The sequence below is a fragment of the Sphingomonas sp. genome (genome assembly GCF_019749955.1).
In the GTDB taxonomy this organism is placed as follows: Bacteria; Pseudomonadota; Alphaproteobacteria; order Sphingomonadales; family Sphingomonadaceae; genus Sphingomonas.
This window is the reverse complement of record NZ_JAIEPC010000017.1, coordinates 1-13,489: the sequence shown is the minus strand read 5'-3', so window position 1 is coordinate 13,489 and position 13,489 is coordinate 1. Positions and strand designations below refer to the sequence as shown.

Annotated in this window: 9 protein-coding genes; 5 read left to right on the top strand and 4 right to left on the bottom strand. The window is 64.2% G+C overall.

The window, feature by feature from the left end; translation table 11 throughout:
• Positions 1 to 132: 132 nt before the first annotated feature.
• From K2W81_RS05980 to K2W81_RS05965, 4 genes are all read right to left on the bottom strand, one after another.
• A complete protein-coding gene (locus tag K2W81_RS05980) occupies positions 133 to 1,314 on the bottom strand; it encodes an acyl-CoA dehydrogenase family protein (RefSeq protein WP_294102229.1) in 1,182 nt (393 codons plus the stop codon).
• A gap of 5 nt (positions 1,315 to 1,319) precedes the next feature.
• On the bottom strand, positions 1,320 to 2,636 hold the full coding sequence (locus K2W81_RS05975) for an amidase family protein (RefSeq protein WP_294102227.1): 1,317 nt from the start codon (positions 2,634 to 2,636) through the stop codon (positions 1,320 to 1,322).
• Complete coding sequence (locus K2W81_RS05970) at positions 2,633 to 4,663, bottom strand: 3-hydroxyacyl-CoA dehydrogenase NAD-binding domain-containing protein (protein WP_294102225.1); 2,031 nt, start codon at positions 4,661 to 4,663, stop codon at positions 2,633 to 2,635. Before K2W81_RS05970 ends, K2W81_RS05975 begins: the two co-directional genes overlap by 4 nt.
• A 111-nt stretch (positions 4,664 to 4,774) precedes the next feature.
• On the bottom strand, positions 4,775 to 5,995 hold the full coding sequence (locus tag K2W81_RS05965) for a serine hydrolase (RefSeq protein ID WP_294102223.1): 1,221 nt from the start codon (positions 5,993 to 5,995) through the stop codon (positions 4,775 to 4,777).
• Between the two features lie 183 nt (positions 5,996 to 6,178).
• On the opposite strand from K2W81_RS05965, the gene K2W81_RS05960 reads away from it, so the two are divergent.
• The 5 genes from K2W81_RS05960 to K2W81_RS05940 all read left to right on the top strand — a co-directional run.
• Positions 6,179 to 7,885, top strand: a complete 1,707-nt coding sequence (locus tag K2W81_RS05960; RefSeq protein ID WP_294102312.1) for a class I adenylate-forming enzyme family protein — start codon at positions 6,179 to 6,181, stop codon at positions 7,883 to 7,885.
• A gap of 529 nt (positions 7,886 to 8,414) precedes the next feature.
• Entirely contained in the window at positions 8,415 to 10,928 is a 2,514-nt protein-coding gene (locus K2W81_RS05955; RefSeq protein ID WP_294102221.1) for a hypothetical protein, read from the top strand.
• 298 nt (positions 10,929 to 11,226) lie between these two features.
• Complete coding sequence (locus K2W81_RS05950; protein ID WP_294102219.1) at positions 11,227 to 12,150, top strand: ATP-binding cassette domain-containing protein; 924 nt, start codon at positions 11,227 to 11,229, stop codon at positions 12,148 to 12,150.
• Entirely contained in the window at positions 12,147 to 12,866 is a 720-nt protein-coding gene (locus K2W81_RS05945; RefSeq protein WP_294102217.1) for an ABC transporter permease, read from the top strand. Before K2W81_RS05950 ends, K2W81_RS05945 begins: the two co-directional genes overlap by 4 nt.
• Positions 12,867 to 12,986: 120 nt before the next feature.
• Positions 12,987 to 13,489, top strand: a 503-nt coding sequence (locus K2W81_RS05940) for a hypothetical protein (protein ID WP_294102215.1), incomplete at its 3' end; no start/stop codon positions are given.

Genomic DNA, 13,489 nt, shown 5'->3' with positions numbered 1-13,489 from the left:
CGGCCTTGTGCCGGGGCCCACCGCGCCTCTTGGTCGAGTCGCTGGTGGAGGAGTGGACCCCGGCGTCGGGACCCCATCAAAGTATTATTTTGACGGGAACCCGCAAGGCCGGGGTGACGGGGTTGTTGCTGTTTACACCGACGGCAATTCCAAAATCCGTTTCGCGACGATGTTGAGCTGGACTTCGCTCGTCCCGCCTTCGATCGAATTGGCCTTGGTGCGCAGCCACGCGCGCGGGCCCGCGCCGCCGTTCGAGCGGGCGCTTTCCCATTCGAGCGCGTCGGAGCCGCCCGATGCCATCATCAGCTCGTGGCGCGATTTGTTGAGCTCGGTGCCGTAATATTTCATCATCGAAGGCTGGGCAGGGTGGGCGCGGCCTGCCTTCAGCTCGTCGATAAAGCGTTCGGACATCATGCCGAATGCCTTGGCGCGCACTTCGAACAGCGCGATCGACGCGCGCAGCAGCGGATCGGCGAGGCGGCCTTCGTGGTCGAGACCGACCGTCGCGATCGCGCCTTCGACCAGCGGATTGCCGCTGACCGAGCCGAGGCCCATGCCCGAAATCATCTCGCGCTCATGGCCCAGCAGATATTTGGCGACGTCCCAACCCTTGTTCTCGTCATGGACTCGGTTCGCCTTGGGCACCTTCACATTGTCGAAGAAGGTTTCGCAGAAGGGCGAATAGCCGCTGATCAGCAGGATCGGCTTGGTCGACACGCCGGGGCTGGCCATGTCGAACAGCACGAAGCTGATGCCGTTATGCTTGTCGGTCTTGTTGGTGCGGACGAGGCAGAAGATCCAGTCGGCCTTGTCGGCATAGCTGGTCCACACCTTCTGGCCATTGAGGATGTAATGGTCGCCCCCATCCTCGGCGCTGGTCGCAAGGCTGGCGAGGTCGGACCCGGCGTTCGGCTCCGAATAGCCCTGGCACCAGCGGATTTCGCCGCGTGCGATCTTGGGCAGATAGTCGAGCTTCTGCTCCTCGGTCCCATATTTCAGCAGCGCTGGTCCGAGCATCGAAATGCCGAAGCTGTTGAGCGGGTTGCGGCATTTCATTGCCGCCATTTCTTCGCGCAGGATCTTGGTTTCAGCAGGGCTGAGGCCACCGCCGCCATAGGCGACCGGCCAGTCGGGCACGGTCCAGCCGCGGCTGGCCATCGCGTCCATCCATTCTTTCTGCCCCGGCTGGAAATCGGGATTGCGGCCGCCCCAATTGGCGTCCTTTTCGGATCGCACCGGCTCGCGCATTTCGGGCGGGCAGTTCGCTTCGAGCCACGCGCGGGTTTCTGCGCGGAAGGTTTCGAGATCGCTCATCGCATTCAGCTCCTCATCAAATCATGCGCCGCGCGGGCGACGGCAATCGCCGTCCAGTCGCGGTTGTAATCGGCAATCACCTGCACGCCGATCGGCAGGCCATCGGGATCGGTGCCGACGCGCACGCTGGTCGCGGGCAGCATCGGGAATGTGGCAAGGCCGGGCAAGGCCATCTGCATCCCCGCCGGATAGGGTGTCCCGTCGATCATCAGCATGCGCTCGCCAAGCGGGGTGTCGTCATGCGGATAGGCGGTGGTGCCCCAGATCGGCGCGATCACCGCGTCATAGCTGCCGAACAACCGGCCCCAGTCGCGGCGGCATTTCGCCTGCGCGTCGATCAGACCGAACCAACCGTCGAGCGTGGTCGAGGGGCCACCATCGGCGCGCGGGCCGCCGCGCGACATCGCGGTCAGCAGCATGTGGATGTAACTTGCGGTCTGTCCGGCGAGATCGGGCAGCAGCGGCGTCTGGCGATCGACGGTGGCGCCCGCCGCTTCGAACGCCTTGCCGGTTGCCTCGATCGCGTCGCGGATCGACGCTTGCACCGGCACATTCGGGTGCGGGTCGAGCAGCAAGATGCGCCAGTCGCCGGGGCCGCGCGGGGCAGGGCGGGCGAGCGCATCGCCGCCCATCACCTCGAACAGCGCCTCCAGATCATCGGCATCGCGCGCGAGCGGGCCGATGACGTTAAGGGCAACGCCGCAACCTTCGGTGCGCGGGAAGTTGTGGCCGAAACTTAACAGCGCATTGTAGGTCGGCTTGTGCCCCCACATCCCGCAAAATGCGGCGGGCAGGCGTATCGAGCCGCCGATGTCCGAGCCGATTTCAACGGCCACAAACCCAGCCGCGAGCGCCGCCGCCGCGCCTCCCGACGAGCCACCGGGCACGCGATCGAGATTATGCGGGTTGCGGGTGCGGCCATAGACCGGGTTGTTGCTCTGCAAGTCAGCCAGCGCGACGGGCACGTTGGTCTTGCCGAGGATCACGGCCCCCGCGCGCTTCAGCCGCTGGACGGCGATAGCATCCTCGCGCGCCACGAAATCGGCGTGCTCGGCGAAGCCCCAGCAGCTGACGAGCCCGGCGACGTCAAAGCTTTCCTTCACCGTCATCGGCACGCCGAGCAGCACGCCCGACGTGTCACCCGCCGCCACCCGCGCATCGACCGCGCGCGCCTGATCGCGCGCGCGGTCGAAATCGCGCACGACGACCGCGTTGATCGCGCCATCGCCCGCCTCGATCCGGGCGATGGCAGCCTCGCATTCGGCAAGCGCGGTGGTTTCACCCGCGCGGATCGCGGCAGCGGTGGCGAGCGCGGTCGTCACTTGAAGCGGCTGCCGCTTTCGGCGTTGCTTTTCAGCAGCTCGGCGACCGTGAAGCCGTGCTTTTCCAGGCCCGCGACGATCTTCTTCGCGCCTTCGGTATCTCCCCAGAACATCGGCCCGCCGCGATAGACTGGCCAGCCATAACCATAGATCCACACGACATCGATGTCGCTCGCGCGCTGCGCCATCTTCTCCTCAAGGATCAGCGCGCCTTCGTTGACCATCGTGTAAAGCGTGCGTTCGATGATTTCCTCGTCCGTAATCTCGCGCTTGGGCAGGTTCGAGCGCGACCGGAAATCCTCGATGATTTCGGCGACGCGGGGGCTGGGCGAGGGGTTCCGCTTTTCGTCATAGTCGTAAAAGCCCGCCGACTTTTTCTGTCCCCAGCGGCCTTCAGCGCACAGCGCATCGCGAATGCTGTCGATCCGCGCCGGGTCGCGGTGCCAGCCAATGTCGACGCCGGCGAGGTCGCTCATCTGGAACGGCCCCATCGGCATGCCGAATTCGACATGGACGCGGTCGATCTGTTCGGGCGTCGCGCCTTCCATCAGCAGCTTGTTCGCCTCGACCTGGCGCGGGGTGAGCATGCGGTTGCCGATGAAGCCGGGGCACACGCCCGAAACGACCGCGACCTTCTTGATCGTCTTGGCGAGCGCCATCACGGTTGCCAGCACATCATCGGCGGTCTTGGCGCCGCGCACGACTTCCAAGAGCTTCATGACGTTGGCGGGCGAGAAGAAGTGCATGCCGAGCACGTCCTGCGGGCGGCTGGTCGAGGCGGCGATCTCGTCGATGTTGAGATAGCTGGTGTTCGACGCGAGGATCGCACCGGGCTTCACGATCGCGTCGAGCTTGCCGAACAGCTCCTTTTTGACGTCCATATTCTCATAGACTGCCTCGATCACGAGATCGCAGTCGGCGAGATCGTCAAGGCTGAGCGTCGGCGACAGCGCGCCCATTGCGGCTTCGACCTGTTCGGGCTTGAGGCGACCCTTGGCGGCGGAGGCTTCGTAATTCTTGCGGATCACGCCGGTGCCGCGATCGAGTGCTTCCTGCTGCATCTCGACGATCGTCACCGGAATGCCCGCCGACAGGAAATTCATCGAAATGCCGCCGCCCATCGTGCCGGCACCGATGACGCCGACCTTCTTGATGCCGCGAAGCGCAATCGCAGGGTCGATGCCGTCGATCTTGGCGGCCTGACGCTCGGCAAAGAACAAGTGGCGCTGGGCGGCGGACTGGACGCCCATCATCAGCTTCATGAATTCCTTGCGCTCGAATGCGATGCCTTCTTCGAAGGTCGCGCCGTCAGTGGCTTTCTCGACGCAGGCGATGTTGGCGGCGGGGGCGTCGAAGCCGCGGAAGCGCTTGGCATTGGCCGCCTTGAACGCAGCGACGGCGTCAGGGTCGGGCGTCGCCGTCTTTTCGCTGGCGCGCGGTAGGGGGCGGGCGTCGGCCACTTCGCGAGCGAAGGCGATAGCGTCTTCGGCGAGCGTGCCGTCACCCGCGATCCGGTCAATCAGACCCGCCTGAAGCGCGAGCTTGGCGGGGATCGGATCGCCGACTGCGGTCATCTGCAGCGCGAGCTTCACGCCTGCCACGCGCGGGATGCGCTGGGTGCCGCCCGCGCCGGGGAGCAGGCCGAGCTTGACTTCGGGGGTGCCGATCACGGCCTTGGGGTCGGCGATGCGATAGTGGCAGGCGAGCGTGACTTCGCAGCCGCCGCCGAGGGCGGTGCCGTGGAAGGCCGCGATGACGGGCTTGTCAGCGGCTTCGACCATGTCGAGCAGCGTGGGCAGGCCGGGTTCCTGCATTGGCTTGCCGAATTCGGTGATGTCGGCCCCCGCAAAGAAGGTCTTGCCGTCGCAGCGGATGACGATCGCCTTGATGCTGGCGTCGGCGAGCCCTTCCTTCACGCCCGCATCGAGGCCCTGCCGCACGGCAGCGCCGAGCGCGTTGACCGGCGGGCTGTTCGAAATGACGACGAGTATGTCGCCGTGGCGTTCGGTGGTGATGGGGCTGGTCATTCTTCTCTCCAAATCAAAACGAAAACCGTTTGTGTCGAGCGCAGTCGAGACACCGCGCGTATCGCGTGCCGCCCGTCCTTCGACTTCGCTCGGGACGAACGGGGCCGGGGGTTAAGTCAGCGCGCTATAGATCAGCGTCTTCAATTCGCGGCGGATCGGATAGGCGTTCGACGGCTGAAGCTGCGTCATGAACACCATTTGGATGCGCTCGACCGGGTCGATGAAGAAGGCGGTCGAGAACATGCCCCCCCAATAATATTCGCCGACCGACCCCGGCATCATCGATTTCGCCACGTCCATGTTGACCGCAAAGCCCAGGCCAAAGCCGGTCCCGGCATTCTGCGTCTCGCTGAACAGTGATTTCGACAGCGACGCCAAGTCCTTGCCGTCCGGCAGATGATTGAGCGTCATCAGTTGAAGCGTCTTTCGGCCGACGATCTGCACGCCGTCGAGGCTGCCGCCATTGAGGCACATCGAGCAGAAGCGGTGGTAATCGAGTGCGGTCGATACGAGGCCGCCGCCGCCCGACAGGAAGCGCGGCTGACGGGCCCACGCGCTGGCCGCGCCGCGATCGTACATCCTGGGCTTGCCGCCGGGCACCCAGGTGAAACAATCGGTCAGCCGGTCGACCTTGTCCTCGGGCACCGCGAAGAAGGTGTCGTGCATGCCGAGCGGTTCGAAAATGCGCGTGCGGTAGAAATCGTCGAGCTTCATGCCGCTCACGCGCTGGATGATCGCGCCGAGCACATCGGTCGCCACCGAATAATTCCATGCATCACCCGGCGAGAATTCGAGCGGAATTTTGCCCAGCGCGCCGACGAATTCGTCAAGGTCGTAATTGCCGTGCCAATTCTCGAGCTTGCCCTCGCGGTAAGCGGCATCGATGTTCGAGCGATTCTGGAAACCATAGGTCAGCCCGCTGGTGTGACGCAGCAAATCGAGCATCCGCATCGGCTCAGTCGTCGGCTTGGTCATGAACGGCACGCCGCCGCCGCCGCCATTATAGACGCCGAGCCCTTTGAACTCGGGCAGGACGTGGTGGACCGGCGTGTCGACCGCGACCTTGCCTTCCTCGACCAGCATCATGAACGCGATCGAGGTGACCGGCTTGGTCATGCTCGCGATTCGAAACAATGATGTCGCGTCAATCGGTGCGCCATTCTCCCGCGCGGCGCCGTGGTGCGAAAAATGGACGATCTCGCCGTCGCGCGCGATCAGCAGTTGCGCGTTGGGCAGCAGGCCCGGCGCGACATAGCGATCGTTCAACAGCGCATCGAGCCGCGCGAGTCGCCGGGCGTCGAAGCCGTGAGTCTCCGGGTCCGCCAATGCCATACGCCTCTCCATACCCCTGGTTCGAAACCTTGGCTCCCCTATTGCCTTGAGCGCGGCTCGAATCAACACTAACCTTCGTGCAATTGGTCGATAAGCCAAACCCGAAATTCAAGAGTTGGAGAGATGCCCGTGGCGACCACCCTCAGCGAACCCCTGATCGCGCTCGATCCCGCGTGGCCGAAAATGAGCCTGAAGGACATTGAGGCGGCGCTGACGGGTCCTGGTGCGCGCTTCGAAATGGAGACGGTCGACATCGGCGGCGTGCCGACGCGGGTGTGGAAGCATGCGCCCGCCAATCTCGCGCAGATCGTGATGCTGTCGCGATTCCACGGTGCACGCGAATTCACGATCCACGAGGACGAGCGCGTCACCTATGATGCGCATTACCGCGCGGTCGCGGCACTGGCAGGCAAGCTGACCGAGATGGGCGTGCAGAAGGGCGACCGCGTCGCGCTGTGCATGCGCAACCTGCCCGAATGGCCCGTGGTGTTTTTCGCCGGCGTGTCGATCGGCGCGATTATGGTGCCGCTCAACGCGTGGTGGACCGGCGCCGAGCTCGAATATGGCTTGAAGGATTCGGGCAGCCGTATGCTGTTCATCGACGGCGAGCGTCATGCGCGACTGGCCGAACATTATGGTGCGTTGCCCGATCTCGAACGCATCTTCGTGGCGCGTGCCGTGACCCCGCTCGACGGCAAGGCGAGCGCATTCGAAACGCTGATCGGTACCCCGCACGACTGGGCCGTGCTCCCTGAAGCAGGGCTGCCGCCGGTCGAGCTCGTCCCCGAGGACGATGCGACGATCTTCTACACCAGCGGCACCACCGGCAATCCAAAGGGCGCGCTCGGTTCGCACCGCAACCTGATCACCAACATTTTTTCGAGCGGCTATTCGGGCGCGCGGACCTTGCTGCGGCGGGGCGATGAAATTCCGGCGCCAACGCCCAAGACGATGCTCACCTGCATCCCGCTGTTCCACGTCACCGCGTGCAGCGCCGGGATGATGGGCGCGGTCGCGAGCGGATCGACCTTGATCTTCATGCGCAAATGGGACGCGGTGAAGGCGATGGAAATCATTGAGCGCGAGAAAGTGCATGCGACCGGCGGTGTGCCGACAATTGCGTGGCAGCTGCTCGAACATCCCGACCGAGCGAAATATGACCTCTCGTCGCTCGAATCGATTGCCTATGGCGGCGCGCCCTCGGCGCCCGAGCTGGTCAAGCGCATCTACACCGAATTCGGCGCGCTGCCCGGCAATGGCTGGGGCATGACCGAGACGATGGCAACCGTCACAGGCCACGCCGCCGAGGATTATCTCAACCGCCCGACCAGCGCGGGGCCTGCGGTCGCGGTCGCCGATTTGAAGATCATGGACGAGGATGGCGTCAACGAACTCCCCGTCGGCGACGTCGGCGAGCTGTGGGCGCGCGGGCCGATGATCGTGAAGGGCTATTGGAACAAGCCCGAAGCGACGGCGGCGACCTTCGTCAACGGCTGGGTGCGCACCGGCGACCTCGCCCGGCTCGACGAGGAGGGTTTTCTCTACATCGTCGACCGCGCCAAGGACATGATCATCCGCGGCGGCGAGAATATCTATTCGAGCGAAGTCGAGAATGTCCTCTACGCCCACCCCGCCGTCACCGACTGCGCGCTGATCGGCTTGCCGCACCGGCAGCTCGGCGAAGAACCGGCAGCAGTCGTCCACCTCGCGCCGGGGACCAGCGCGACCGAGGCGGAATTGCAGGCCTGGGTGCGCCAGCATCTCGCCGCGTTCAAGGCGCCGGTCGCGATCCGCTTCGTCGAAGAAACGCTGCCGAGGAACGCGAACGGCAAGATCCTGAAGAAGGATCTGAAGGTCCTGTTCGAGGATCGGGTCGGCGTGGCGGCTTAAGGGCCGCTCGGGTCGATTAGGCCATTAAGGGTTCGGGATAGCGCCCGGGTGGTGCGGTGCCGTGCAGCCGCAAGCCATGCGTATGGCGGTAAGTCGTCGCCGATCGCCTATCATGTCCCTGATTCTCATGCGTAAAATGGCGGAGCGAGGGCGCTGACTGCGCCTTTGTGCATTCTTGCTATGCGCGCATCCCGGCTATGCCGTTAACCACTTTTGGCAAGGATTGATTAGCGCGACGAACCGCTAGTTCGAGCAGGGCACGCTGGCGTAACGGTCGAGCAGCAACTGGAAGGAGCGAAGCAAGCGACCGTCGTCCGACGCAATCACGCGTCGACATCCGTGCATCCCTCAACCGCGATCCAATGCCATTTCCACCATTCCGTCCGACCGTCGAAGCCGCCGCTTCGACGCTGCCTTCGCATGCAAAAAAACCGGGAGAACTACCGTGATTTCAGCGCGATCAACTTTGGGAAGCATCAGCCTTTCGACCCTTTCCGCTGCGGCGCTTGCCGCCAATCCGGCAACCGTTGTGACAACCGCTGCGGGCGCCACGACCTTGGTCGTTGTGGCGGTCGCCGTCGCGTCGACCAGCTACAAGCCGACCGATGCCGGGCCGGACCAGACCATCACTTTGCCGGTTGATCAGGTCGTGCTGTCGGCGCGCTCGAACGGCAGCCAGGTCGAATGGCGCCAGATTGGCGGGCCGGTCGGTGCGATCATCGCGTCACCGACATCGCTGGCAACGCGCGTGCAAGTGCCGGGTGCTGGCAAATACACTTTTGAAATCGTCGGGCGCAAAGCCGGAACGACCAAAGTCATCGGCCGCGATCGCGTGGTCATCACCGTGCTGCGCGCGCGGCCGGGCACGCCCGGTGTGGCGTCGTGGCAACCGCTGGCGATTGGCGCGGGCGGTTTCATCACCGGGATCGATCTGCACCGCGACGGGGTCGAGCGCGTGATCCGCACCGACACCTATGGCGCTTATATCTGGGCAAACAACAAGTGGAATCAGCTCGTCACGGCGATCAGCATGCCGGCTGATGATCGGCTCCCGACGGGCGGCGGCGTGACCGATGTCGTGATCGCGCCGACCAACAGTCAGCGGCTCTATATGTACTACAACAGCCGCTTCTACCGCAGCGACAACAAGGGCGCGAGCTGGACGCGCAGCACCGCGTTCGGTGTCGCCGAAGCGAACCCCAATGACGATTATCGCACGGGCAGCTTCAAGATCGCGGTCGACCCGGTCAATGCCGACATCGTCTATGTCGGGACGCGCGACGACGGCATGCGCCGCAGCGTCGACGGCGGCGTGACCTGGACCACGATCAGCGACATTCCGGTCGGCGAGCATCGCTACAATGACAAGGGGCAGTTGTCCGACACTGGCGGCGGCATCAGCATCTTCTTCGATCCCGCAGGCGGCAGCAACGGCAGCCGGACCAACATTGTCTATGCCTCTTCCTGGGGCAATGGCATCTGGCGCTCGGCCGATGGCGGCAATAGCTGGCAACGGATCGCCGATGGCAATACCGGCCCGGTTCAGGCTTGGCGTTCCGAAATCGCGAGCGACGGGACGCTGTTCGCGATCGATCGACAAAATGGCAGCGGCGCGGTGTGGCGTTATCGCGGCGGCGCCTGGACCAATGTGTCGCCGACCAACAACATCCAGACGCTGACCGTCGATCCGGGTAATCCCAATCGGGTCTATGCGTTCAGCGGCTCGGGCGAGCCGTGGCGCACGGTCGATGGCGGCGCGCATTGGACTCAGCTCGCGACGCCGGGCATTCGCACCGCGGCGGGCGATGTCACCTGGCACGCCTGGACCAGCGAGGATTATTTCTCGACGGCGCAGGCGCATTTCGACCCCAAGGTGCCGGGCAAGATCTGGATGGCGCAAGGAATCGGCGTGTGGACCACGCAGGTCGACGATGCGACGTCGCGTGTCACGTGGCAGGCGACCAGCCGCGGCGTCGAGCAGCTTGTGATCAACGACGTCATTGCGCCGCCCGGCGGGCAGCCAGTGACGGCAGCATGGGATCGCGCGATTTTCTACAGCGAATCGCTCGACAAATTCCCGGCGACGCACGGTCCGGCGTTCAACTTCAACAGCGCTTGGGACCTCGACTGGAGCCCCGCCAATCCGAAGTTCATCGTCGCGAACACTTCCGACCATCGATATTGCTGTACCGATCAGCGCGACCCGACGCAGGCGGGGTGGTCGATCGACGGCGGCAAGACCTGGACCGAGTTTGCGAGCTTCCCGCAGATCGACGCGTCGATTAATCCGGACAATCCGACGATCCGGCTCGGCTACCCGCACCAGCGCTTCGGCTTTGGCGACATGGCGGTCGCAGCCAACAACATCGACAATATCATGTGGTTGTCGAGCTGGAACCGTCAGCCCGCCTACACGCTCAATCGCGGCGCCACATGGAATGTCGTGCGGCTGCCGGGTGAAGTGAACAGTGAATATCACTCGCACTTCGGCAATTATCTCAACCGCAAGGTGCTGGTGGCCGATCGGGTGCTTGCGTCGACTTTCTATTATTACAATGCGGGCGGCACCAACATTTCGGGCATGTGGCGCACGAGCGATGGCGGCAAGACTTGGGCCCGCGTGTTCCAGGGCGAGATCACCAATTTCTCGGTGTTCAACGCGACGCTGGGGTCGGTGCCGGGCAAGGCGGGGCATTTGTTTTTCACGCCCGGTCAGCTCCAAGGCGACCCCGACATCGCGTTCAAGCGCTCGATCGATGGCGGCGCGACCTGGACTGATGTGCCCGGCGCCTCGCGCATCCATGCCTTTGGCTTTGGCAAGCCGCAGTTTACCGGCGGCTATCCGACGATCTTCATCGCCGGGACCGTGGGCGGCAAATATGGCATTTATCGCTCCACCGACGAAGGCGCGACGTGGCAGTCGATGGGCTTCCCCAACAACAGCCTCGATACCGTCCGAGCCATCGATGGCGACAAGAGCGTGTTCGGCCGCGTGTACATCGGGTTCGCCGGATCGGGCGCCACTTATGGTGACATGAAGTAAGCGACGATCGAGGCGGCCTGCCGGGCCGCCTTGATATCAACTCGGGCGCATCACCCAGGCGCGGGTGGTGCGCCCGTCCTTTTGCAGGTCTTCGCATGCAGGCAGACCCAATGTTTTTATTGATCTTGACGCGCTACGGACCATCGCCCGAACCCCTCAACTACGTTGGCCGCAGCGCCGTTGATTTGCTTCTCCAGACGCAGGGCGGCGCAAAGTGAAGATTCGAATATTTCAACGCGTTGACGCTCCCGCATTTTAAAGACAAGCAATTAATCGAACGGCTTGGCGGGATGCGCGCATGGGGTTGGCGATTGAAACACTTGGCCTCGTAAAGCGCTTTGGTCGGACAACCGTGCTCGACGGGGTCGATCTCGCGGTGCCGGAAGGTTGTGTTTACGGCTTTCTCGGCCCGAACGGGGCGGGCAAGAGCACTACGATGCGGGCACTGCTCGGACTGATCCGCGCCGATGCCGGGACGATTCGCTTGCTGGGCCATGATCTGCGGCGGGATCGGCGCGGGGCGCTCCGCAATGTCGGTTCGCTGATTGAGCAACCGGCGCTTTATGATCATCTAAGCGGCACCGATAACTTGCGCTTGACCCGCATTCTGCTTGGCCTGCCGCCTGGCGAAGAGGGGCGGGTTTTGGAGGTCGTTGGGCTGGCGCAGGCCGGGCGCAAGCTGGTCGGAAGCTATTCGCTCGGCATGAAGCAGCGGCTGGCGATTGCCCGCGCGATCATGGGTACGCCCCGGTTGCTGTTGCTCGACGAGCCGACCAATGGGCTCGACCCAGATGGGATCATTGCGATGCGCGACCTGATCCGCGATCTGCCCAATCGCATCGGCGGCACGGTGTTCGTGTCGAGCCACTTGCTGGTGGAAATCGAACTGACTGCGAGCGTGGCCGGGCTGATGCAGGGCGGTCGACTCGTGCTGCAAGACAAGGTTTCGGCGCTGCTGGGCTCGCCGAGCATCTTGCGCGTGACACTGGATGACCCCGTTCGCGGCGCTGCGGTGCTCGCTGCGGCGGGTCTGCCGGGCGCGGTGATCGAGCGGTCTTCGCTTGTCATGTCGATCGCTCGCCACGATCCCGCGCTGGCCGCGGCGATCAACCGCGTGCTGGTGGAAGCGGGACTTGCGGTCTCGGCGCTCGAACGCGAGCGGCCTAATCTCGAGCAGGTATATCGTCGGGCGACCACGCAGCCGCTGGCGGCGGCGGCATGATGCGCGTGCTTTGGGTGGAAATCCGAAAGCTTGGCGGGTCGCTGGCATTGCTGCTGCTGGTGACCGTCCCTGCATTGCTGAGCCTGATCGTTTTGCTGGCGATGATCGCCAACCGCCGCCAACCGACGTGGCGCGCGATTTTCTTCGATTTCGCCTTCCCGATCTGGGCGTTTTTCCTGCTGCCGATGGCGGTGACGGCGCTGGCGACGTTGCTTGGCAATATCGAGCATCGTTCGGCCATGTGGGACCATTGGCTGGCGCTACCCATTGCGCGCTGGCGGATATTCGCCGCCAAGCTGGTGGTGGCGCTTGGTGCGATGGCGGCGATGACACTGCTGATGGCAGGCTTCACTCTCCTCGCCGCCGCACTCGGCGGAGCACTGAGCGGGCGGCCCCCGGTCGGGCCGCTCGATTGGGCGGCGATCGGGCGGAGCGCGCTGCTGATCACGGCGAGCGCCTGCTGCTTCACCTGCCTCCAGCTTTGGGTGGCGTTGCGCTTTTCGAATTTCGTGGTGTCGCTCGGCTTCGGTATCGGCGGCACGCTGATTGCCATTGCGGTGACGATGACGCGTTCGAGCCAGGCCGATTATTTCCCCTGGGTGCTACCGCTGCGCGTGTTGCTCAGCGCCGATCCGTGGCAGCCAGCGATCGCGGGTTTGGCCGGCGGCATGGTCTGCGCGGTGGCCATGGTGGCGGCGCTGCAACGCATACGCTGAGCCGGCGGGCATGGGTCAAGTAAATGCCGGCAAACTGTATTTACACCATCAAAATAATATTCCTTTTGATTGCCAATGGGCGTAGCATCTCCCTAGTCAAGCAAGGAGGGGTCGCCTGTCATGACGAAAATTCTACAGAATCGTGCATTGCTCTGGGCAGTGCCGCTGCCGGTATCGATGCTGGTCGCGGGCGCCGCGATCCTTAGCCAGGCGCCCGGCGAGGCGCGGCCCGTTGCGGCCATATCGGTCTGGCCGAGCTGCCCCAGTCCGGCGGCGATCCCGGCAGGCTATGATTACCCGCAAAGCGCCAAGACGATCGAGGGCTGGGTCGCAAGCGATAATCTGCCACGCGCGCGCCAGCATGGCTGGAACCTGTGGGCCGCGCTCAACAGTGCGGCGGGCACCAAGTCGGTCTGGCAAAGCTGGTGCACCGAGACGCAGGCGTTCAGCCCGCTCGATCCGCGTGGGCGTTCAGCGAAGCTCGCAGTAGCAGCAACGCCCGCCGAGCCAACACGACCGATGCGCAAGTTCAAGCTCGACAATGGTCCGACCGCGGGCAGCGAGCCGATCAACTTCCCCGTGTCGCCGGTCTATAATGTCCCGGCGCCGGTCGCGGCGCGCTA

Coding starts and splice junctions, on each gene's coding strand:
- K2W81_RS05980 (WP_294102229.1), bottom strand. CDS start 1,314: ATGAGCGATCTCGAAACCTTCCGCGCAGAAACCCGCGCGTGGCTCGAA.
- K2W81_RS05970 (WP_294102225.1), bottom strand. CDS start 4,663: ATGACCAGCCCCATCACCACCGAACGCCACGGCGACATACTCGTCGTC.
- K2W81_RS05965 (WP_294102223.1), bottom strand. CDS start 5,995: ATGGCATTGGCGGACCCGGAGACTCACGGCTTCGACGCCCGGCGACTC.
- K2W81_RS05960 (WP_294102312.1), top strand. CDS start 6,179: ATGAGCCTGAAGGACATTGAGGCGGCGCTGACGGGTCCTGGTGCGCGC.
- K2W81_RS05950 (WP_294102219.1), top strand. CDS start 11,227: ATGGGGTTGGCGATTGAAACACTTGGCCTCGTAAAGCGCTTTGGTCGG.
- K2W81_RS05945 (WP_294102217.1), top strand. CDS start 12,147: ATGATGCGCGTGCTTTGGGTGGAAATCCGAAAGCTTGGCGGGTCGCTG.